The organism is Blautia sp. BCRC 81119 (assembly GCF_003184505.1).
GTDB classification, from domain to species: domain Bacteria; phylum Bacillota; class Clostridia; order Lachnospirales; family Lachnospiraceae; genus Blautia_A; species Blautia_A fusiformis.
Genome location: NZ_QJHD01000021.1, coordinates 33844 through 55682, shown reverse-complemented (window position 1 = coordinate 55682; position 21839 = coordinate 33844). Strand labels below are relative to the sequence as shown.

Here is a 21839-nt window from a genome sequence, read left to right as displayed (position 1 = left end):
ACCTGACCAAGACACGCAATACAACAAAATACCTTGCAATCAAAGAATTATAGATTATTTCTGGCTTTCCATACTGGCAGTCATAATTGTTATCTCCATAATCATCGCATATATCATAGTATGAACAGGATCTTTTTATAATGATTTATTTTCTATGTGAACTACTCGGCAACTGAGTTACCAGAGCATCTGAATTAAGGCGGGATACCGCCTTTTCAGGGTGCGTCCATGACACCACTACTGTTTGCTCTTTAGAGCTATACAGCTACTTTTATTATTTCTGGCGTTTTTAGTCCGGTTACGGACAGTTCCTTTTTCTCTCCGGATACGGAGAGATATTTTCTCAGGATGTTATATGCACCTACAGCATCTGCGTTATACTTCCGGTTTCTGTCCCTGTACAGTCCCCTTTGTTTTCGGTTGCATGGCTGTGCATATCTTTTTTCCACCTCTGGTGACAGCGGACTGCACTGGCTGGTATAGCTTTCTTCCTGTCTTACAAAACGGATCCCGTACATCTTAAGCTTATATTCCATCATGCTATAGAGCCTGTTATACGGCAGATTGTGGAACTTCTGGTTTGTTCTGTGTCCCAGGTCTTTTCCTTTCCGGATATTCCGGATATCCCCTGCCACAACACAGGTAATTCCCTGTTCACGGCAGTATTTTGCAAAGTATCTTGTGATCTTGTGCAGATAATCCGTTACCGAGTTCTGCTTTTTCTGATATAATCTGCGAATATGTTTTGATGTGACTGGATGTTTTATTTCCTTCACAGACTGCTGTCCATACCATTGTGCCTGCACCCTTGCAATCTCTTTATGAAAATATCTTTCCAATGCAAGATATCTTCTGCCCAGGATAAATGTATTCCCATTCCCGGAATCATAGCATGTCATAAGATTATGAAGTCCCAGATCAACTGACAGATAGTGTCCATTCTGCGAAAGTTCTTCCCTCTCTGAAATCTCATAAACAACAATAACTTTACATTCACCTTTTTCCGGTGGGTAGATCCGCAACTGTTTGATCTGATCCATGCCCCTGAAAATCTTATTTTCAAGATAAAGAAAGTTCTCATGGATCTGATACGTTTCTTCCATATATCTTTTTAATGCTTTTGGAAGGGACAGACGGACTTTTTCTGTGTCCCATTCATGTACAATTCCCATCTGCATATAGGTAATGGGGATACTTTCCTGTTTAAACCGCGGTGGTCTGGGATTCTCAATCCCTCCGGATCTTTTCAAGGCGTAAAAAGATTTCCATGCTTTATCCAGCAGCTTGCAGACTTCCTGGGCTGTCTGAGATGGAAGCTGTTTATACCACAGATCCTCTCTATGGGATTTTTTCTGATAATACCAGTCCGGGTATTTCTCCATTCCCATTTCTTTGTAATGCTGACGTTCGTAATTACAGACATTCCAGAGCTTGGATGCCGCATAACACATATGTCCGATGACGTTTGCATATTCCTGACTGACCTTTATGGATGTTTTCTTTGACAGCAGCATTTCCCACCTCTATGATCTCAATAAACTTTACTCTGATGCTCAATATATCTGCGGATGTTTTCTTCCGACACAGACCCGACCGTTTCCACATAATAGGAATGGTTCCACAGCTCTCCTTTCCAAAGCTGTTCTCTTATTTCCGGAAAACGTTCGAATAATTTCCTGCCGGTGATCCCTTTCAGATATTTCACGATCGCAGTTATGGATAATTTGGGAGGAGCAGACACAAAACAGTGCACATGGTCTCCTTCCCCGCATTCAAACAAATGGACGGTAAAACCTTTATCCGCTGCGATCTCCTGCACCAGCTCCTGAAGATATGCTTCAATCTCCGCATTCAATATCTTCCGCCAGTATTTCACTGACCATACCATATGGTAATTAATATTGCACACACAAGTGCGGTAATGTATAAGATTCTCCTTCATACATATAGTATAGCATAGTATTAAGAATATCACAATAAAATGCCGAACATATTTTCTTTTTTAATAAAGCTGGATACAGCATTTTTTAGTAAAAAAATAAATATATTTTACTTATAATGTGCAGATATGCACAGTTTACGCTTTCATCTCGGCAATTGAATTACCGAGGATTCCCGCTTATCTTCCTAAATATTTTTCTAGTCATTGCAATATAAAATTGCTTATACAGTCTCTCCCTTAAGAGTCCTGGTATTCTGGATAATATACAGAGCGACCGATATGACCATCATTATAGCGCACAAACCAATCAACAGATCTGATACCATCGGTGTAATGTGGAACCATATAATATGCACCGCTGCAGTTCCATATAATAAAAAGGTTACTATCTTTCCATGCCAGTCTGCACCATGTACTTTTCCTGTCTTTCGTATCACAAGACATCCACTGACTACCATATACAGCTCCTTACCTGCCATTATTACGATTAAAAGAAGCACATGCGGAAAACGAGTAAACAGACAGATTAACATCGCTGCCTGTGTCAGCTTATCAGCCACCGGATCAAGTATTTTTCCTAAATTACTAATCCTATGGAATCTTCTTGCGATATATCCATCAGCAAGATCCGTAAGCCCAGACAGCAATAAGATTTCACCAGCTAACAGAGGATTTTTCTTTACACAATAACTCCATATAATTACCGGAATCAGACAAAGCCGAAAAAAAGAAAGAAGATTAGGAACCGTAATAATTCTATTCAAATTTTCTTCCTGATTCACTTCACTCTGCATGTACGGTCACCTCACTTTCCTTTTTTTAGACATAAACCAATAAAATATAACACAAAATGCTAAAGCAAACACAACACCAAAAACATTTTGAATCACTCTAAGACTAACCGCTCCTTGTAGTCCATAAGTCTCTGCAGCAATGGCTAAAGCACCAAATGTGTTAAATACTGCCTGCCAGCCATATTGTGCTGAAAATCCTACACCGATTCCACCAAGAATTCCTATATATGCATAGATTGACGAAGGAAGCAGAAAATATAATACTGTAAAACATATAACACCTGCAATATTTCCGACAATCCTTTTACGGACTCTGTAGTGCATATCTTCCATAAACGGCAAAATCGCGGACATGGCCGCAATACCAGCCCACATTGCACGTGGCATATTACAAATTTCTGCAATGCAAAGGACAATCGGTACGCATAAAATCTGACATATCTGCCATTTTGTTCTGGAAGAAGTGATATCAAATTCTTGTATCAGATCTTTCAGATTTCTTTTATAAGTTCTGTTTTTATGATTTCGATAAAATACGAAGCAGGTAAGTGCTGCACCTAAAGCCATCCCGACTAATCGCATCTGATAGCTTTTTCCCGTAACATCATAACCATATAGCAGCAGATACCCAAGAACCAATGTAGATTGATTAAACATGAATGGATTATGGCATCCGAACAGAATCAACACAGCCAGTGCCGCAATATTTAACAGCATTCCCAATACCGGTGAAAACTGATTTGCTAAATGCGGACATACAGTCATAATTACAAAGAACAAAGCCAAAAGCATCGTAGATTGTCCGGTGTGGATCCCCAGATCCGCATTTCTAAACACCATGAGACATAATAAGACTACTACACCTACAATGCTGTTCTCATTTCCAAATAGGATGCTGAAAATACTAACAAAGAAAAAACAAAATGCCATTGTAACAGCTATCTTCACCAGATATACCCACATATGATATAATTTTTCTTTTAGTGTTTCACTCTTTTTCAACAGGTTTTTAGAACCTGCCTGATTTAACTGCAACTCCTGATAAAATGTCATATAAATCCTCCCATCTTCTAATTTATCTTAAAACTATATAATCTCATCTTTCTGCTTTGGCAGCTCTATAACAAATCTGCATCCACCATATTCACGGTTTTCTGCTTTGATTGTTCCTCCGGCACTATCTACAATCCGTTTTACAAGTGCAAGACCTAGGCCATTTCCTTCTGCTTTATGAGATCCATCTACCTGATAGAACTTGTCAAATATTCTGGATTTTACATCATCCTCTATTCCTGGTCCTTCATCTTCCAGAATGAACTTAACAGAATCCTGTTCTTGTTTCAGAAACATCGTAATTGTCCCCTTTGAAGGGCTGAACTTAATCGCATTATCCAAAAGATTTATCCAGATATGCATAAAAAGTCCTTCATTCCCAGTATATTTAACTTCCTCCAATTCTACCTGAAAACCAATTTCTTTTTCTGTCCATTTTGTTTCCAATGAAAGAAATGCCTGGCGGATCTGTTCATCCAGACGATATTCTGTTTTTTTCATTGGTATATTCTGATTCTCTAACTTGGATAACAGCAAAATATTTCCAACCAATCCGGAAAGCCTTTGGGTATTAAACAGGATTTTTTCTACATATTCCTCTTGCTCCTGAGACAATTCTTCTCCCTGAAGAAGCATTGTATACCCTTCAATGGCATTGATCGGGGTCTTAAACTCATGAGAAACATTAGATACAAAATCCATCTGCAGCACCTCTGTTGCACGAAGTTCTTTTGTCATAACGTTAAAACTTTGATAAGATTCTCCAACTTCTGCTATACGGCTGTTCGTTTCCAAATGCTGTTCAAAATCTCCCTGAGAAACTTCCTTCATTGCTTTACTAAGTCTGGTAATTGGTTCCAGTAACTTTGCATTGATAAAGGAAGTGATCAGCCCTGCAATCAATGTATTGAAAATCAAAAGCCAGCCAAGCACAGGTATGCTGCCCGGCAGATTAAAAAAATGATTCAAAAAAGCAAATAATAACGCAGATATGACTGTTGAAAATACAAGTGCCAGCCAGATTGCACCAGTCAGACAGGATCGGATCCGCAATCCTTTTTCTTTCTTTTGTTCCATTATTTTTTCACCACCTTGTATCCAATTCCACGCATTGTTACGATTTCAAAATCCGGGGTATCTTTAAAACGCTCTCTGATTCTTCCTATATGTACCTCTATTGTATGTGGGTCTGCCTCCGTCTCGTATCCCCATACTTCATCCATCAACTGTTGTTTTGTAAATGTTCTGCCTGGCGAAGCTGCAAGCTTATATAAAAGCAGGAATTCTTTTTTAGGCAAAACAAGACTTTCCTTATCAGTTGTAATCGTCATTGCATCATAATCAAACTCTGTTGAACCGATCACAATTTTGTGTTCATTCAGTATCTGTGCACGGCGAAGCAGTGCTCCGACTCTTAAAACCATTTCATTCACATTTACCGGTTTTACCATATAATCGTCACTTCCCGAAAGAAATCCCTGGCGCATATCATCAAAGGAACCTTTCGCAGTGATCATAAGTACCGGTATCTGATATCCTGCTGAACGAAGTTCTGACACCAGTTCATAGCCATCCATAACCGGCATCATAATATCGGAAATGATCAGATCAATATACTCTTTATCCAATATTTCTAATGCCAGTGCTCCATCCGATGCACTTTTGACCTGATATCCATTCTTCTCAAGCACTTTTTGGAATAGCTGGCTTAATTCTTTATCATCTTCTACAATTAATATTTGAAACACGATCTTCTTCCTCCTTTATCAGAACAGATATCTTGCCCATCCAAGCAGATGCTGTACCAAAAGTACGTTTCTCTGACGTTTCTTTGTTAATTCGATTGGCTCTACATGATATGGATCATTATAAGTTCCGCCTTCTAATATCTGGCGGGACACTTTTTCATATTCCATCATGCCCTCTTCCAACTGTTTATTAATATCTTTACTGCGAATTACAAGCATCAGTTCCGTATCCAGATATGCACTTCTCATGTCCATATTAAAGGAACCGATTACAGACAGATCATCGTCAATCAGAATACTTTTTCCGTGGTATGAATAACCGCCTTCATATTCCCAGATATTAATTCCTGTACTTAAGATTCTATTTCTGTTTTTCGCATAATCGGCAGCCCCAAATGGATTCCCATTATTCGCAACTGAATTTGTCATGATAGAAAAATCTGAAACGTTCTCTGCAATTTCCTCCCATGTATTATACATCATATCATTACAGATAATATATGGCGTGTGGATCTTCACACGATTTTTTGCATTTTTCATCAATTCTCCCAACTGATACCACACTACTGGTTCTTTGGAACCTGTGTGAATAGGATTTGACACTAATGTAATCTTTTCTGTCTCAAAAGTTTCGTCCGTATAATTGGTCTCGCAGATTCTTTCCTTATTCTCTTCAAAATATTTCTGATAGCTGTTCTGCAGCTCTAAAACTGCGTTCTTTACAGATTTTCTATTTGCCAGTTTTTTATTGTTATGAAAATAACCACAGTCTTCCTGATTCCATATGGTTTCAAAATACTCTGACAACTGGTTAACTGAATTTTCTTTCTCAGGTTCATCGCAAACCACTAACACGTCTCTGTCATAGTTCTTATGTCCCGGAAAATCACCCAGGAAATAATTGTATGTATTTCTTCCCCCAAGAATATATCTCTTTCCATCTGCAATCAAATATTTATCATGCATTCTACCCATCATTTTCCACGGTTTCAACGGATTGGCCTTATTATACAGTTTAATTTCAACATTCTCATGGGAAGATAATCCATAGAAATACGGATTTCCTTCCATATCAATCCAGCTCTCCATTCCATCTACTAACAGACGAATATGTACACCTCTGTCTGCCGCATCATGCAGTGCTCCTAAAATCAATTTTCCACTTTCATCGGATTGAAATGCAAAAGTAGAAAGAATAATTTCCTTTTTTGCATTCTTGATCAAACGCACTCTTTGTAAAAGTGCTTCTGGATTCTTTTCTATGATTACTGCCCGTTCTGTATTTTCACTGCATTCGTTCCATGACCCATTTTTTGTTTCTTTTTTGGTTGTATTGGACACTTCCGGCTGCTTTTTATATGCAACGCAGATTCCGAGCAATTCATAAAAAGCCACACATAAAAAAATTGCCAGTATAACAAGAAGGATTTTACATATTTTATGCTTTTTCATTGTACATCACCTGATTCCTTTTTATTTCATACTTATACAATACAAAGTCAATCTCAATTTAACCTCAACAAGGTTTGTTTTTTTCATCCATGCAAAATCTTCTTTGTACAACAGACTGTTAGATATAGCAAAAACGGCCTTTCAAAAACAGTTAACTTCTAAATCAACTGTTTTTTGAAAGGTCGTTTCATCAGATTCTTATAGCAATCCAGCAAATAATCTCATAAATAATTGTCCCAGTCGCAAATATGCACTTCGTCCGGTTTGATATTGGTCTGTCACATCACGACATTCTCCCAGCGTTCTTATCAGATCATTTTTTATTTCCACAACTGCCTGACAATCTGCCATAAAACAGCCGTTTTCAAAATGGTGATATAAACTTCGATAATCCAAATTAATTGTTCCACAAGTTGCCATACAGTCATCTGCCACACTCATTTTTGCATGACAGAAACCAGGAGTCCACTCATAAACACGAACACCATGTTTAACTAATCCATGATAAAAAGAACGAGTTATATTATAAATGAATTTTTTATCAGGGATACCAGGTGTGATAATTCTTACGTCTACCCCTCGCTTAGCAGCCAGACATAACGCATGCGTCATTTCATCTGTTATGATTAGATATGGAGTCATAAACCAACAATATTTTTCAGCTTTATTTATCATACTGATATAAACTTCTTCTCCTACTTGCTCATTATCCATAGGGCTGTCTGCATAAGGTTGAACAAACCCAGTTTGCTGTGCCGCATAATCATAGTGGAAAAGGTATTTACTAAAATCAGAATCATTAGCATCCTTATCACTTACTGCATTCCACATTTCCAAAAATGTCACCGTAAGCGACTGAACAGCATCTCCTTCTAAACGAATACCTGTATCTTTCCACTGTCCATACGGGTGTGTGTAATTAAAATATTCGTTTGCTAGATTATATCCACCTGTAAATCCGACTTTTCCATCAATAACTGTTATTTTTCTATGATCACGATTGTTCAAAAACAGATTTAAACCTGGCACAAACGGATTGAATACACGGCAATGAATTCCTATTGCCTCCATCTTTTTCACAAAATCTGTGTTAATAAAGCCTATAGAACCCATATCATCGTAGAATACTCTAACTTCCACACCTGCTTTTACTCGCTCTTCCAGAACATCTTGAATCTTATGCCATGCTTCAGCGTCTTCTATCGCATGATATTCCATAAAGATAAACTTCTGTGCTTTCTCCAAATCCTTAAGCTGTGCCTCTAATCCTTTCACTGCTTCATCAAAATACACAATATCCGTATTCTGATAGATTGGATACTGCGAATTTCTTTGTATGTAACTTGCTATATTTCCTGCTTTCGGAATTGTTTCTTTTATTTTGCTCAAACACTCCTGACCGTCCGGAAGCATTGGTAACAATTTGCTATCAATTTCTGCATATCGCTCACGCATTTTATGTGTGCCACCATTCAAACCAATCAACAAATACAGGCCTACACCCATAATTGGGAAAATTAGAATTAAGATGACCCAAGGCATTTTCATAGAGGATGTCTTATTTGATGCGTACAATCCCAAAACCAAGATCCCACTCAAAATCCTTGTAAATAAATTTATGATTTCTGCATATTCATTCAAGCGTGTTACGATAGTAATAATAAAAATCACTTCCAGAAGAATGCAGATTATGGAAAAACACAGTCGTTTTACCCCATTTTTTGTTTTTGCTTTGCCCTCTAAAGTATCTTGTTTCATATATATTCCACCTTCCTACGTGCTCAGTTTTCTCCCTAAATTTCGTGAAACATACCAATTTTGTCTTTTATTCTCTGCATTTCATTATCTGCTTCAATGATAGCTCTTGCAGAATGAAGTAATTCTTCACTTATCTCATCATAGCCAGGCATTTCTTCAATTCCTTTTTTATAGCGAAGTTGATGTTCCAATGTTGCCCAGAAATCCATACCATTGGTTCGAATCTGTAATTCTACACGCATAGGTGTTTTACCCTTAGCAAAAAATACTGGTATTTCGACAATCATATGATAGCTTCGATAACCATTCGATTTTGGATTTTTTATATAATCTTTTATTTCAATAACTTTAATATCATCCTGTTGGGTAATCAAATCTGATATCATATAAATATCGTCAATAAACGCACAAACTATTCGAACGCCTGCTACATCATTGAGATATGTCTGTATATTTTCTGTTGTAAATTCATATCCCATCTTCTGCAGTTTATCGTAAATACTATTGGGCTTCTTAATTCTTGTTTTTATAAAAGAAATAGGATTTCGATTGTTCTCAACTGAAAATTCATCATCCAAAACCTCAAGTTTAGTTTGTATCTCCCGAATAGCACAACGATACATCATCATTAAATTATAAAATTTTGTAGCATTATTTAAAAACTGTAGTGATTCCGGACTGTTCATCCTGAGTTTTTTTACTTCATCTTTTGTCATGGAACTTTCCTTTCTACCTCATCCCTGATTTCAAAACATTATTTATTTTGATAGTTGATTCGTTCTCCTTGAATTACTGGATAACAAATCATTTTATCACTATCCAGATTTTCTACATGCATATCTACTGCACTGATCTGATGGTTTTCATAAGTATTGTAATAATAAATACCTTTTGTAACATTACAACACGACGTATACAATGTGATTTCATATTTTCCATCCGCTACTTCGCAACATCCTCGTTGCTGATCCACAGATCCGAGAATGTGGAAGAATTGGCTAACGCTTTCTTCCTCTGATTCACCTGAAATTGCATTTACCTTTGTAAAAGCTACACGTACAAAGCGTGAGGAAGATGAGAGATCTCCCGGAAGACCTAATCCTCCCATACCTCTACTATATGCATCAAGAGCCAAATTTTCGCAGAAAGTATTTCTGGGCTGTTTAGGAGATAAATACATATAATTATTTAGTTGAAACATCTGCTGTGGAAATGGCGGATTATTCGTAAGCACTCCTACTGGATTGTCATAAATATGCAAACCATCCGACATAGATTCTACCGTAATTGACTCATTCTCATCAGAAATGATCCAGTGTAATTGTGCTAATGGTAATTGCTCGCTGAAAGGAGTATTAACAATATTAATTCGTTCAAGAAGCTCGCGAACTTCAACTAAAGAAGAACACTGACTTAAAATCCACGGAATAAATTCAAACTGTGCAATATTTTCCACATCTGGCTTAATCGCGGAATAAACAGCATTTCCGACAAAATTCAGTCCTGCCATTGCCACTCCTTTTTCATTCATAGCATCATAATACAAAGGATAATCCTCTGCAACATGAGCCATTCCAATAATTGCATAATGATTTTTCATATCGTCAACATGGCGAAAATTAAACGCATAATTACGTGGTGTAATTACTATCTGATCACCATAAGAGAATTCATAATCGAGGGTTCGTCCAAAGTAAAAATCTTTTGTTTTATAAGTTGCTGCTGTACACATGATCATTTATCCTCCTAAATAGATTGAAATATGTCAATGAGTTTTTTTCTTGAACAATAGTATAGCACAATCTTTTATTCTGTTCCAACTTCATACATGATCATAACATGTAAACTTTAAACTATTTTCCTAGATTATTTCTCCATCAGTTTTTCAAACCAGGTATCCATAGCTAGGATGAATTGACCTACGTCTGGCAATTCTTGCAGCATTTCGTTTAGGGTTTTGTGCTTCACATATTTCTGCACATACACCCAACAGGCAACGCTACTGGCTTCTGATACAATGTCAGCTATGGTTTTGCGCATAAGCTCTTCAAATTCAGCAATTTCTTCTTTTGGGACAACATCATACAGTGTTGGTGCCTGATGACTTAATTTTACGCCATTTTCATTTGCATCTTTAAGCAGATTCTTAACTTTTTCTCTTGAATTCTCCGGTACTTTCATGTACTACCACATAAATGCTACCACATCGGACGGTGTGTCTTTTTTAAGTGGTGGTAACTGAATATAATCATTGTTTTCGCTCATTTTCATATCCTCCTCACGATATAATAAAATCAATAATACGTTCTCTTGTCATGTCCAGTACAGTATCTACGAACACTCCTGCAAACAGGATCAGATACAGAATAACACTCAGCGCAAACAGGAATACAACCTGTACCCAGTCATGGTAACAGTATGCAGTTGCTATAATCAACAAAGTGAATATAAAACCAAGGATTCCCCTTACAACCGCATAAGTCTGTACTGTCATCTTCACTGCCAGGCCGATCACAAAAAGGATCAGCCATACCGGCAGTAATAATATCTTTCCAGCAAGTTTTAAAATAAACATGTGCACCTCCTATCTTACCAGTCCTGGCATATCATGGTTCACCTCTGCCTGATAATACCCGTTCATCGTTGACGGTGCATTAAACAGGGCTGCTAATAAATATTTCTTGATGTTCTTCACCTTTGTGGTGTTACCACTCATACAGTGTAAGACATACTCGATATGTGAATAGGTCAGCATCAGAAATTTTTTCTTCACCAGTGATGCCGGATACCAGTTGCTGGCAATCAAGATCTTGTCATTTTTACACATCACAGTCTCTACGATCAGGTTCACGATTTCATCTACCTGTCGCATATCGTCATGATGGGTTACTTCCAGTGATTCATAATCAACAATCTCTTTGACCAGTTTTTCATAAGCCTGATATTCCTCAGTGGAATTATCGCCATTGGATCGATTCTCATCTGCAGATACGATTTGATTAGATTTATTATCATTCATTTCAGTATCACTAAGATTAGTATTATTAGGGTTTGAAATGTAAACTTCTTGAAGTTTGTTTTCGGGACTTCTAGAAGTTTGATTTTGGGACTTCATGAAGTTTGAAATGTAAACTTCTGTAGATTCCTCATTTTCCACAGAAGTTTGTTTTCTAAATTTCTTTAATTCCTCTCCAAATTTTTTCTTATCTGTTTTCTCAGGCATAAAGGTTTTCACGTAGATAACGTTCACCTTTCCAAATCCCTGTCTGCGTTTCTCAATCAGACCAATTCCTGTTTCGTCATCCAGTTCTCTGACATTTCTTTGTCCTCTTTTCTTTGAATTATGAAAGAAAAATTATCCCTTCATATAACGAAACGCTCAGAGCCTGTTTTACAGTGGTCAAAAGCAAATTTTTTTACTTTTTTTCTTACGAGTTTTCTTGCGAGTTTTTTTTAATGCCACTCGTAAGAAACTCGTAACATTAGATTTCTGCATTTTCTTGAAATTAAGTAAAAGAAAAAGAGCATATGGAATTGAATCCATACACTCTATGATTACTGAAACTTTATTTCATTTTTAATTCAACAAACTGGAAGTTGACTATCAACTGATAATCAAAAATATCATTCCTAAAATTGCAAATCCTTCACAGATCGCAATTATCTAAAATCTGTCGAGCTCTTCGTATAGAAAAACAGTAATTTCATTCTTTCGAAATTTTTAATTCTACGTCTCCGTTACTCAGCAATTCTACAACCTCACGCTCTGGCATATTCATTTTTCCCAGTCTTACCTCTTGTTTATCATCGTTCACGGAATCCTTGTTAGAACTACCACATGCAACCAGACAGGCTGTGAGGATAATTTCCAGAATAACTGATAAATATTTCTTCATATGGCTACACCTAGTTCTTTATTATTTCTTTTCATCAAGCAAAATAACACCTTGTGCCGGATTTTTATCAATTGCACCAACTATCTCATGTGGAACATATGGCTCTTCAAGATATGCAAGGTCTTCGGCAGTTAATTTAATGTCAAATGCTCCGGCTGAATCATCCAGATACTGCGTTTTGGTTGCCCCAATAATAGGCGATAGAATTCCCTTTGCCCACTGCCATGCAATGGCTATCTGGGACATTTTGCAGTTATACTTTTCGGCAAGCTCCGCTACACGTTTAACTATCTGCATGTCTTCCGCTTCAGTCTTATCATATTTTCCCATGGCAACCCTATCCGTGGTTCCACGAAGAGACTCTGATTTCCACTGTGGTCTTGCCAGATGTCCGGCTGCAAGAGGGCTATACGGCATTAACGAAACTTTCATTTGCTTACAAATTGGTAGCAATTCTCTCTCATCCTCTCTGTAAAGCAAATTATAATGATTCTCCATCGCAGAAAATGGTGTCCATCCATTGTCTCTTGCGGCTAACTGCATATTATAAAACTGATATCCATACATGGCAGATGCACCAAGTGCCCTGACCTTTCCTGCTTTTACCAGATCGTGCAGTGCCTCCATAGTTTCTTCAATTGGTGTATCATAGTCAAATCTATGGATGATATATAAATCAAGATAGTCGGTTCCAAGACGTGACAGAGTTCCATCTATTTCCCTCATGATTGCCTGTCTTGATAAACGACCTTCATTAAAATATACCTTGGATGCAATCACAACCTGATTTCTCGCTACATTTTTCTTCAATGCTTTACCTAAATATTCCTCACTTGTTCCTGCTGAATATCCATTTGCTGTATCAAAAAAGTTATATCCCAAATCAAGTGCATGCTTGATAACATTCTCACTTTCAGCTTCATCCAACGTCCAGTTATGCATGGTTCCAGCTTTCCCAAAACTCATACAGCCCACACATAATTTTGACACTTCTATATCTGTATTTCCGAGTTTACCGTATTCCATAGTGCTCTCCTTATCTTAATCCAGCGTACTCTTTCTCCGATACCGCCTCACACCACTCATTGGAACAATCCACTCCCGGCACCTCAATTGCCAGATGGGAAAACCATTCATCCGGAGCGGCCCCATGCCAGTGCTTTACATCTACCGGAATGTTAATACAGTCACCCGGTTTCATTTCTACCGCATCCCTGCCTTCTTCCTGATAAAACCCTCGGCCGGCTACACATACTAAGATCTGCCCGCCACCGCTTTTTGCATGATGAATATGCCAATTATTCCTGCATCCGGGTTCAAATGTCACGTTGAAAATGCCAACCTGAGAAGTGGAAATCGGTGCAAGAAAACTTCTGCCAGAAAAATACTGTGCAAAGCCATCATTTGGTGCACCAATTGGAAATACCATCTCTTTTGCATGCGCCCGCATTGCTTCCTCTTCGTATGGTAAATCTCCTTCACCTGCCTCCCACACTTCCTTTGCAAGATTGAAAACAGCCCATGCTTTTGGCCATCCTGCATAAAATGCGACATGTGTGATTACTGCGGCAATCTCTTTTTGTGTTACACCATGATTTTTTGCATTTTGAAGATGATATTTTAAAGAAGAATCTGTAATTCCGGAAGCCATCAGAGCAACCACTGTGATGATACTTCTTGTTTTTACGTCGATGTCCTGGTTATTCCAGTTTTCGCCGAAAAGTACATCATCGTTAAAATGTGCAAATTCCGGTGCGAATTCACCAAGTGTATTTCTTCCTGCTGTCTGTACTATTTTTCCCATTTTCTGTATACCTCCATAGCACTGTTATTTATAAAGATTTTACCCACTCACTGATTTCCTGTTTTGTTCCACGGTTTAACAGGCTGCCTTCTGTGATAACCGCCTCCGGTGCAGATGGCTGTAATTCCTTTACAGTATTACCGAATCCACTTCCACCGGATGTTGCAAAGAGCACAATCTTTTTGCCACTGAAATCATAGGCTTCCAAAAATGTATTGACAATTGTCGGAGCTACATACCACCAGATTGGGAATCCCAGAAGGATCTCGTCATAAGAACTCATATCCATCTTTTTCTTCATAATCTCCGGTCTGTATTTCTTATCACTCATTTCCACACTGCTTCTGGATTTTTTATTCATCCAGTCAAGATCAGCCTTTGTATATGGAACTTTTGGCTCAATCTCAAATAAATCCGCTTTTACTTCCTCTGCGATCATCTGTGCTACTTTTTTTGTTGTTCCGCTTGCACTGAAAAATGCGATTAAATTTTTACTCATAATAAAAATCCCCTTTCTTTGCGAATTTTTCGTATAAAAATAGATGTATAAGATTTGAATTTCTCTTATACATCTATTTTATACCTGATATTTTTATTATGTCTAATGCTTATATTGAATTCCATTCTATGCCTGAAAAGCATTTATTTCTTCTATCATTTTACTGACCGCCAGAGAATATGGAATGTTTCGTCTCCAGGCAATCACAGTACTTGTTGTGATTTCAGGAGAAATTCTTCGCTGTACAAGAATATCCTCCCGCCAATACTTTGCAGCACCTTCGATGGATACCGGATAGCCCAGTCCATTTGCTGCCATAACTCCGGCATTCGTTCCAAGATTACTTGTAAAAGCAATCTGCAGTTTCGAAAAGTCTTTTCCAAACCAATTGGCAAGTTCACTTTGAACATTTACTCTTTCCGGCAGGATCAATGGTTTTCCAATAAGATCTTCTTTTCTTATAAACTCTTTTTCTGCCAGCGGATCATACGGCCGCATTCCAACACACCAGTGATCGCAATCTGTGATCCGGATATAATCCAGCCCTTCGGTGTCCACCGGCTCCATGAATAATGCAATATCTACAAGTCCTTTGTTCATCATCTCATACACTGCATCTGCTGTTGCAGTATGCAATACAATCTGAACCAGCGGGTATTTTTCTTTATATGTTTTACATATCTCCGCCAATGTCTCCACCGCTGCAAATTCACCGCATCCAATGGTTATATTTCCCTCTACAACATCTTCTTTTCCTTTCAGTTCCTCAAGTGTTTTTTCCTCAAGATTAAGGATCTCCAGGGCACGCCTTTTTAATAAAATCCCCTCTTCAGTAAGCGAAATTTTCTTCCCGCTTCGAATAAATAATATTACTCCAAGCTCCTCTTCAAATGCCGCCATTTGTCTGGATAGCGTTGGCTGGGTAATATGCAATTGTTCTGCTGCTTTTGTAAAGCTCTGTTCTTTTGCCACCGTCAGAAAATAGCGCAATAGTCTTAATTCCATATTTTTTTATTCCCACAACTTCCGATTTCTATTTTTGTTTCCATAGCATAGTGTACTCTTTTTCACCAGTATCTTCATCTAAACCTTCACATTGAATAATGAACCCTTCTCTTTGGTAAAAAGAATTTGCTCTGGCATTCTTCTGATATACATTTAATCGTAAGCTGACTTTTTTATCCTTAATATAATCCAATAAAAGCTTACCTATGCCACATGACTGCATTTCATCAGAGACAAAAATACCTTCGATATATTCATCATTTAGTCCTACAAATCCTTGTATCATTTTATCTGCTTCAAACACATAAACTTCGGATTGTGACAGCATTTCTTTCACTAATTCATAATTACTTTTCCAGTATTGATTGGAAATAAAATAATGTGCTTTCAGATTTGTCTTTAACCATATGTCAGCGACTCTATCGATATCTCTGTTCAGCAACTTTCTAATCATAACAAATATTCTCCACAACAACATCCTTTATGCTTTTCTCTTTTATCTATTCTATCACAAGCTCACCATTAATCATCAATTTTTTGATATTTTTTCTTTTCCCCCACTGCAAAACAGCATCTGAGCGTTTCGTTATATAGAGGGGTACACATACAGAGCAAAACTAAAATGTTAGCTGGAAATTGATCCTTTTGAATGGAATTTTGTGTCACGAACGTGATTAGAAAATAACAAAAGCGTTCGTTGTCAGCTAATCCAGCTAACATTTTCGAACGCTTTGAAGCCCGTCCATAAGAGGATTTGAACCTCCGACCCCTCGCTTAGGAGGCGAGTGCTCTATCCAGCTGAGCTATATGGACATATATGGTTGTGAAACATTTCGAACACTTCCAAAAGTTTCACAACCATTATTTTACTATATTTATTTTGAAATTACAAGAATTAATTCTAAATTCGAAAACTTAATAGTGCAGCTGACCCTGTAGCCAGATTGTTCCTTTGAAGCGGCGTCCAACTGCCGGTTCACCGAGAAGATCTTTGCTGTTGATGCAGATATCAAACTGTATATCATTGCTCTCTATAGTCATCTGGCAGATTTCTTCACCTGTCAGGATATTCTTAAATTTCATGATATCCAGAATCTCACCAAGAACATTATACTGATCACATTCAATTCCATAAGGCATGAAATAAGAATCCACGATCGTGAGAACATCATCTGTAACAATTCTCTGGGAAATCATGGAGTAAGTATCCATATCCTCCATTGTAAGGCTCTCCATAGCTTCCTCATCACCATTACGCGCTGCTGCGATCAGATTAGTCCTGTTTTTGGAAAGCTCTCTCTCCACCTTTACCGCTTCCTTATCCTTCTGCAGCGGAAACAGGATCTTTCCCTCAGAAGCCAGACCGGAAACCGTCACCGGACGGTCCCCCGGGTCTTTCAGGCCTTTGTATTTCTCCTGCATATATTCTGCCAGATTCTGCAGATAAAAGATCATAGTCACGCCAATACGCAAATCATCACATGCTCCTGCATAAGATTCCTTATCTGTATGACGTTCAACAGTCACTTTTTCCTTGGATGTGATTCCTGTTCCCCTGAAAAATGGGAAATAATATTCCACGTGAAACTCACCGTTCTCATCGTACTGACCACAAACGCTGATTCCACAGTCACAGCCATAATTCTTGGAAAACTGTACAAATACGCCTTCCGGATGATTTTCCACGCAAACCTTTTCATCGTAGCTTGCGATCACATCACGGATGATCTCTTTTATTTCACTTCTTCTGGTAATCTGTGAAAAACCAACGGTCTTTAAATAACTGTGCACAAGAACACCTCCCTGAAAAAGCCTGCGTTTCTCTTACGCGCGTGTCTTTTTCTCAATCTTTGTCATACCGCCCATATATGGCTGCAGAGCTTTTGGAATGTTTACAGATCCATCTGCATTCAGGTTATTCTCCAGGAAAGCAATGAGCATTCTCGGAGGTGCTACTACTGTATTGTTTAATGTATGAGCAAGATATTTCTTGCCATCTTTGCCGTTTACACGGATTTTCAGACGACGTGCCTGTGCATCTCCAAGGTTGGAGCAGCTTCCTACCTCAAAGTATTTCTTCTGACGTGGAGACCATGCTTCAACATCGAGGGATTTTACCTTAAGATCAGCAAGGTCACCGGAGCAGCACTCAAGCGTACGAACCGGAATATCAAGAGAACGGAACAGATCTACTGTATTCTGCCACAGCTTGTCGAACCACATCTTACTCTCCTCTGGCTTGCAGACAACGATCATCTCCTGTTTCTCGAACTGATGGATACGGTAAACACCTCTCTCCTCAAGTCCATGAGCACCTTTCTCTTTACGGAAGCACGGAGAATAGCTTGTAAGTGTCTTCGGAAGCTCTTCCTCCGGGATGATCTGGTCAATGAATTTACCGATCATGGAATGCTCACTTGTTCCGATCAGGTAAAGATCCTCACCTTCGATCTTGTACATCATAGCATCCATCTCCGCAAAGCTCATAACGCCTGTAACAACGTTGCTTCTGATCATGAAAGGCGGTACGCAGTAAGTAAATCCCCGGTTGATCATGAAATCTCTTGCATAGGAAATTACTGCGGAATGAAGGCGTGCGATATCACCCATCAGATAATAGAATCCGTTACCGGCAACACGTCTTGCGCTGTCAAGATCGATTCCATCAAAATTCTCCATGATATCTGTATGATACGGAACTTCAAAATCCGGAACAACCGGCTCACCAAATTTCTCAATCTCTACGTTCTGGCTGTCGTCTTTACCGATCGGTACAGAAGGATCGATGATGTTCGGGATCACCATCATATCTTTCAGAAGCTCTTCCTCAACCTCTTTCTCTCTCTGAGAAAGTTCCTCAATACGAGTTCCGGATGCAGCAACCTGTTTTTTAACCTCTTCTGCCTCTTCTCTTTTTCCCTGGCCCATAAGAGCACCGATCTGTTTGGAGATCTTGTTTCTCTCAGCACGGAGAGCCTCAACCTCCTGCTTGATCTCTCTGTTTTCTTTATCAAGTTCGAGAACCTTGTCAACCAGCTCCAGTTTGCTGTCCTGGAACTTATTGCGGATATTCTGCTTTACAACCTCCGGATTCTCTCTCACAAACTTAATGTCTAACATGATATTCCTCCTGTATTAAAAATATTCTTACTCTTTGCAGTTTTTTATTCCTTCTCAATCTCACCAAGGCCAAAGTTTACTGCTTTTCTCAAAGCTTCCACTTCTTCCTGACTAAGTACAACATAGGACTCACCTTTTACGATCTCCTTTAAATAAAGGAAACAGTTATCGCGGCTGTGAACCGCATTCAAGATCAGACCCGTATTGTTTTTATCAAGAAGCGCCAATGCAAAGCTGAGTTTTCCACCTACATCATCAAATGCATCATACTTTTCAACGCCATATTTGCTGAACATTACATTCATATTTTTTTTGATAAAGCTGATGTCATGATCATGATCTTCCTTTGCTTCATACAGCCGGTCGATCTGTGCAAATTTTCTTACAAAAACTTTTTCCAGTGACTGTGCATCTCCGCCTCTCATAAACATCTTGTACTTCCGTTCCAAACGGCTGAGACGCATATTGCTACTCACCACATTGATCAGAAGAATGATGGTAAGGATCAGCAAAACAATGATCACAATCCCGGAATCAATTCCCATGCTTTCAAAAATCCCGCTCATTCTGCCTCCTATCTGATAGATTCGAACAGATCAATGATCCTCTCCAGTTCATCTCTGGAATAATATTCAATTTCAATTTTACCTTTGTTGTTCTTCTTTCGCTGAATGGATACCTTTGTTCCCATGATACCTTTCATTTTTTCTTCCAGGCTCTCATAAATGGCATCTTCTGCTGTGTTTTTCTCTGTTTTTACTTTTTTCGCAGGAGAAACCAGATTCTTTACAAGTTTTTCCGTCTCACGAACACTGAGTTTTTCATCAAAAACCTTCATGGCTGTTGTTTCCTGAAGAGCTTCATCAGAAATTCCCAGAAGTGCTCTCGCATGACCAGCTGAGATCATATCTGCAATTACCATTTCCTGAACTTTTGAGGAAAGCTTCAGAAGACGCATGGAATTAGTTACTGCAGTTCTGCTTTTGGCAACTCTGTCTGCGATTTCATCCTGTTTCAGGTGAAACTCTTCCATCAGACGTTTGTATGCCATCGCTTCCTCTATAGGATTCAGGTCTTCCCGCTGAATGTTCTCGATCAGGGAAATTTCTACGATTTCCTGGTCTGTAAACTCTTTTACAACAACAGGAACTTCCTTGAGCCCTGCCATCTTGGCAGCTCTCCAGCGGCGTTCGCCTGCAATGATCTCAAAATAATCCTTCTTATCGGATACCAACAACGGCTGAAGAACACCGTACTGTTTAATGGATTCCGAAAGTTCCAGCAGCGCATCCTCATCAAAATGTCTTCTGGGCTGATTCAGATTTGGTTCTACGCTGGAAATTTTCACAAGTCGTTCTGCGGCCGGATTATCTTTTTCAGTTGGTTTGTCTTTTTTTACAACTGCAGATCTTGTCTTTTTTGCAGGTTCCTTTGACGGACCGCCTGCTTTGTTCGGGATCAGTGCGTCAAGACCCTTTCCAAGGCCTCCTGTTCTTCTTCCAGCCATCACTCGTCCTCCCTGCCTATAACTTCTTCTGCCAGGAGGCGATAACTCTCTGCTCCTGTAGATCGTGAATCGTACAGATTGATCGGTTTTCCATAGCTTGGTGCCTCTGCAAGTCGTACATTTCTCGGTATGATCGTTTTGTATATATTCTGGTCCAGGTTTTCTTTTACATTTTCTACAACCTGAAGTGACAGATTTGTTCTGGCATCATACATAGTAAAGACCACGCCTTCGATCTTCAATCTCTTATTCAATCGGTCTCTTACCAGTTCGATGGTATGTATCAACTGTGACAAACCTTCCAATGCATAATACTCACACTGAATCGGCACCAGAACGGAGGTTGCGGCTGTCAAAGCATTAATTGTAAGCATACTCAGTGACGGCGGACAATCCATGATTATGTAATCATATTTCCGGCGAAGTTTATCCGTGATCTTTTTCAGAATAAATTCTTTATCCTCAAGATCAACCAGTTCAATTTCTGCACCGGAAAGATTCATATTCGATGGTATCAGGTCAACATTATCTACAACGTTCTTTATAATGGTATCCTTGGTCTCTGCTTCTCCAAGCAGCAGCTCATAAAGGGTGTTTTCTACTGCATTCTTGTCTGCGCCAAGTCCACTGGTCGTATTTCCCTGCGGATCAATGTCGATGGCAAGAACCTTTTTCCCTTTTTCAGCAAGGCAGGCCGATAGATTGATGGCTGTCGTTGATTTTCCAACCCCGCCTTTCTGATTGGCAACTGCAATGATTCGTCCCATTGTACCCCTCCTTTTTATTTTTTTAAGGGATTTTTACTCATTGGATATCATTATAACACTTTTATTTTTAAACTGCCACATAATGTTTCACGTGAAACAATAGAAAATAGGTTTTGAATTATTTTATTTATTGTGTAGTATACCCAAACTCATTCCGGACTAAACAAAAGTTTGACAGTAACAGTACATCGATTATAAAGTCCATCAACTCCGCATAAACTTCCAGTTTTATTTGCTGTCAATCAGACTATATATTTTACGCCATTACGCCATAAAAACGTACCGAGAAATGAAGTTCCCATTTATAGATATTTTGCTGAAATTGTTCTGATTTATCGTAATCTCGAAAATAATTCGATTTTCTCGGTATAGATATTATCTTTTATGGAACCTTGCACACTGCTACATAGGCATCGAAATCCCTTTCTTTTACAGCATTTATAGCATTTTCAAATTTTATCTGAACACTAAAAACATTACTATTATTATCAAGC

Annotated in this window: 23 protein-coding genes, 1 tRNA gene and 1 pseudogene; all 25 read right to left on the bottom strand. The window is 38.6% G+C overall.

The window, feature by feature from the left end:
* Positions 1-257: 257 nt before the first annotated feature.
* The 25 genes and pseudogenes from DMI82_RS13095 to DMI82_RS12970 all read right to left on the bottom strand — a co-directional run bounded on the left by DMI82_RS13095 (position 258) and on the right by DMI82_RS12970 (position 21345).
* On the bottom strand, positions 258-1514 hold the full coding sequence (locus DMI82_RS13095) for an RNA-guided endonuclease InsQ/TnpB family protein (RefSeq protein WP_015526510.1): 1257 nt from the start codon (positions 1512-1514) through the stop codon (positions 258-260).
* A 17-nt stretch (positions 1515-1531) separates the two neighbouring features.
* The gene (gene tnpA, locus DMI82_RS13090) at positions 1532-1942 is read right to left on the bottom strand and encodes an IS200/IS605 family transposase (RefSeq protein ID WP_180211310.1); all 411 of its coding nucleotides are present in this window, start codon (positions 1940-1942) and stop codon (positions 1532-1534) included.
* Between the two features lie 221 nt (positions 1943-2163).
* Complete coding sequence (locus tag DMI82_RS13085; protein ID WP_005335451.1) at positions 2164-2736, bottom strand: CDP-alcohol phosphatidyltransferase family protein; 573 nt, start codon at positions 2734-2736, stop codon at positions 2164-2166.
* 6 nt (positions 2737-2742) lie between these two features.
* Positions 2743-3789: an FUSC family protein gene (locus tag DMI82_RS13080; RefSeq protein WP_110103567.1), complete on the bottom strand. Its 1047-nt coding sequence runs from the start codon at positions 3787-3789 to the stop codon at positions 2743-2745.
* 33 nt (positions 3790-3822) lie between these two features.
* Positions 3823-4866 (bottom strand): HAMP domain-containing sensor histidine kinase, encoded by a 1044-nt coding sequence (locus tag DMI82_RS13075; RefSeq protein WP_059086534.1) that lies wholly within the window; start codon positions 4864-4866, stop codon positions 3823-3825.
* Positions 4866-5537, bottom strand: coding sequence for a response regulator transcription factor (locus tag DMI82_RS13070; protein ID WP_021650144.1), 672 nt, complete (start codon positions 5535-5537; stop codon positions 4866-4868). Before DMI82_RS13070 ends, DMI82_RS13075 begins: the two co-directional genes overlap by 1 nt.
* 18 nt (positions 5538-5555) lie before the next feature.
* Entirely contained in the window at positions 5556-6989 is a 1434-nt protein-coding gene (locus tag DMI82_RS13065) for a phospholipase D family protein (protein WP_015526513.1), read from the bottom strand.
* 198 nt (positions 6990-7187) lie between these two features.
* Positions 7188-8747: a cardiolipin synthase gene (cls, locus tag DMI82_RS13060; protein ID WP_021650145.1), complete on the bottom strand. Its 1560-nt coding sequence runs from the start codon at positions 8745-8747 to the stop codon at positions 7188-7190.
* 35 nt (positions 8748-8782) lie between these two features.
* Positions 8783-9463, bottom strand: a complete 681-nt coding sequence (locus tag DMI82_RS13055) for a GTP pyrophosphokinase (RefSeq protein ID WP_005347231.1) — start codon at positions 9461-9463, stop codon at positions 8783-8785.
* Between the two features lie 38 nt (positions 9464-9501).
* On the bottom strand, positions 9502-10479 hold the full coding sequence (bsh, locus tag DMI82_RS13050; RefSeq protein WP_015526515.1) for a choloylglycine hydrolase: 978 nt from the start codon (positions 10477-10479) through the stop codon (positions 9502-9504).
* A gap of 134 nt (positions 10480-10613) precedes the next feature.
* Positions 10614-10928, bottom strand: a complete 315-nt coding sequence (locus tag DMI82_RS13045; RefSeq protein ID WP_110103566.1) for a hypothetical protein — start codon at positions 10926-10928, stop codon at positions 10614-10616.
* Positions 10929-11025: 97 nt separating this feature from the next.
* Positions 11026-11322: a hypothetical protein gene (locus DMI82_RS13040; RefSeq protein ID WP_015526518.1), complete on the bottom strand. Its 297-nt coding sequence runs from the start codon at positions 11320-11322 to the stop codon at positions 11026-11028.
* 9 nt (positions 11323-11331) lie between these two features.
* Positions 11332-12063: pseudogene (locus DMI82_RS20715) on the bottom strand (DUF6017 domain-containing protein); the annotation flags it as partial.
* A gap of 388 nt (positions 12064-12451) precedes the next feature.
* Positions 12452-12643, bottom strand: coding sequence for a hypothetical protein (locus DMI82_RS13030; RefSeq protein WP_015526519.1), 192 nt, complete (start codon positions 12641-12643; stop codon positions 12452-12454).
* 21 nt (positions 12644-12664) lie between these two features.
* Positions 12665-13669 carry an aldo/keto reductase gene (locus tag DMI82_RS13025; protein WP_015526520.1) on the bottom strand — a complete coding sequence of 335 codons (1005 nt, stop codon included), beginning with the start codon at positions 13667-13669 and terminating at the stop codon, positions 12665-12667.
* A gap of 10 nt (positions 13670-13679) precedes the next feature.
* On the bottom strand, positions 13680-14447 hold the full coding sequence (locus DMI82_RS13020) for a carboxymuconolactone decarboxylase family protein (protein ID WP_015526521.1): 768 nt from the start codon (positions 14445-14447) through the stop codon (positions 13680-13682).
* A 28-nt stretch (positions 14448-14475) separates the two neighbouring features.
* On the bottom strand, positions 14476-14946 hold the full coding sequence (locus tag DMI82_RS13015) for a flavodoxin (RefSeq protein ID WP_110103565.1): 471 nt from the start codon (positions 14944-14946) through the stop codon (positions 14476-14478).
* A gap of 126 nt (positions 14947-15072) precedes the next feature.
* A complete protein-coding gene (locus DMI82_RS13010; RefSeq protein ID WP_110103564.1) occupies positions 15073-15951 on the bottom strand; it encodes a LysR family transcriptional regulator in 879 nt (292 codons plus the stop codon).
* Between the two features lie 28 nt (positions 15952-15979).
* A complete protein-coding gene (locus tag DMI82_RS13005; protein ID WP_059086530.1) occupies positions 15980-16405 on the bottom strand; it encodes a GNAT family N-acetyltransferase in 426 nt (141 codons plus the stop codon).
* 285 nt (positions 16406-16690) lie between these two features.
* A tRNA-Arg gene (locus tag DMI82_RS12995) sits at positions 16691-16764 on the bottom strand.
* 102 nt (positions 16765-16866) lie between these two features.
* Positions 16867-17742 carry a DUF3881 family protein gene (locus DMI82_RS12990; protein ID WP_021650156.1) on the bottom strand — a complete coding sequence of 292 codons (876 nt, stop codon included), beginning with the start codon at positions 17740-17742 and terminating at the stop codon, positions 16867-16869.
* 33 nt (positions 17743-17775) lie between these two features.
* Positions 17776-19071 carry a serine--tRNA ligase gene (serS, locus tag DMI82_RS12985; RefSeq protein ID WP_015526534.1) on the bottom strand — a complete coding sequence of 432 codons (1296 nt, stop codon included), beginning with the start codon at positions 19069-19071 and terminating at the stop codon, positions 17776-17778.
* Between the two features lie 44 nt (positions 19072-19115).
* Entirely contained in the window at positions 19116-19637 is a 522-nt protein-coding gene (locus tag DMI82_RS12980; protein WP_015526535.1) for a DUF4446 family protein, read from the bottom strand.
* Between the two features lie 8 nt (positions 19638-19645).
* Positions 19646-20578 (bottom strand): ParB/RepB/Spo0J family partition protein, encoded by a 933-nt coding sequence (locus tag DMI82_RS12975; RefSeq protein ID WP_015526536.1) that lies wholly within the window; start codon positions 20576-20578, stop codon positions 19646-19648.
* Complete coding sequence (locus DMI82_RS12970) at positions 20578-21345, bottom strand: ParA family protein (protein ID WP_015526537.1); 768 nt, start codon at positions 21343-21345, stop codon at positions 20578-20580. The genes DMI82_RS12975 and DMI82_RS12970 overlap by 1 nt, the downstream gene beginning before the upstream one ends.
* Between the last annotated feature and the right edge of the window lie 494 nt (positions 21346-21839).

Bases quoted from the DNA above. Each gene is read 5' to 3' on its own strand.
- DMI82_RS13095 (WP_015526510.1), bottom strand. From the start codon at position 1,514: ATGCTGCTGTCAAAGAAAACATCCATAAAGGTCAGTCAGGAATATGCA.
- DMI82_RS13025 (WP_015526520.1), bottom strand. From the start codon at position 13,669: ATGGAATACGGTAAACTCGGAAATACAGATATAGAAGTGTCAAAATTA.
- DMI82_RS13030 (WP_015526519.1), bottom strand. From the start codon at position 12,643: ATGAAGAAATATTTATCAGTTATTCTGGAAATTATCCTCACAGCCTGT.
- bsh (WP_015526515.1), bottom strand. From the start codon at position 10,479: ATGTGTACAGCAGCAACTTATAAAACAAAAGATTTTTACTTTGGACGA.
- serS (WP_015526534.1), bottom strand. From the start codon at position 19,071: ATGTTAGACATTAAGTTTGTGAGAGAGAATCCGGAGGTTGTAAAGCAG.
- DMI82_RS13055 (WP_005347231.1), bottom strand. From the start codon at position 9,463: ATGACAAAAGATGAAGTAAAAAAACTCAGGATGAACAGTCCGGAATCA.
- DMI82_RS13040 (WP_015526518.1), bottom strand. From the start codon at position 11,322: ATGTTTATTTTAAAACTTGCTGGAAAGATATTATTACTGCCGGTATGG.
- DMI82_RS13020 (WP_015526521.1), bottom strand. From the start codon at position 14,447: ATGGGAAAAATAGTACAGACAGCAGGAAGAAATACACTTGGTGAATTC.
- tnpA (WP_180211310.1), bottom strand. From the start codon at position 1,942: ATGAAGGAGAATCTTATACATTACCGCACTTGTGTGTGCAATATTAAT.
- DMI82_RS13075 (WP_059086534.1), bottom strand. From the start codon at position 4,866: ATGGAACAAAAGAAAGAAAAAGGATTGCGGATCCGATCCTGTCTGACT.
- DMI82_RS12970 (WP_015526537.1), bottom strand. From the start codon at position 21,345: ATGGGACGAATCATTGCAGTTGCCAATCAGAAAGGCGGGGTTGGAAAA.
- DMI82_RS13010 (WP_110103564.1), bottom strand. From the start codon at position 15,951: ATGGAATTAAGACTATTGCGCTATTTTCTGACGGTGGCAAAAGAACAG.
- cls (WP_021650145.1), bottom strand. From the start codon at position 8,747: ATGAAACAAGATACTTTAGAGGGCAAAGCAAAAACAAAAAATGGGGTA.
- DMI82_RS13045 (WP_110103566.1), bottom strand. From the start codon at position 10,928: ATGAAAGTACCGGAGAATTCAAGAGAAAAAGTTAAGAATCTGCTTAAA.
- DMI82_RS13005 (WP_059086530.1), bottom strand. From the start codon at position 16,405: ATGATTAGAAAGTTGCTGAACAGAGATATCGATAGAGTCGCTGACATA.
- DMI82_RS13015 (WP_110103565.1), bottom strand. From the start codon at position 14,946: ATGAGTAAAAATTTAATCGCATTTTTCAGTGCAAGCGGAACAACAAAA.
- DMI82_RS13065 (WP_015526513.1), bottom strand. From the start codon at position 6,989: ATGAAAAAGCATAAAATATGTAAAATCCTTCTTGTTATACTGGCAATT.
- DMI82_RS13085 (WP_005335451.1), bottom strand. From the start codon at position 2,736: ATGCAGAGTGAAGTGAATCAGGAAGAAAATTTGAATAGAATTATTACG.
- DMI82_RS13080 (WP_110103567.1), bottom strand. From the start codon at position 3,789: ATGACATTTTATCAGGAGTTGCAGTTAAATCAGGCAGGTTCTAAAAAC.
- DMI82_RS12975 (WP_015526536.1), bottom strand. From the start codon at position 20,578: ATGGCTGGAAGAAGAACAGGAGGCCTTGGAAAGGGTCTTGACGCACTG.
- DMI82_RS12980 (WP_015526535.1), bottom strand. From the start codon at position 19,637: ATGAGCGGGATTTTTGAAAGCATGGGAATTGATTCCGGGATTGTGATC.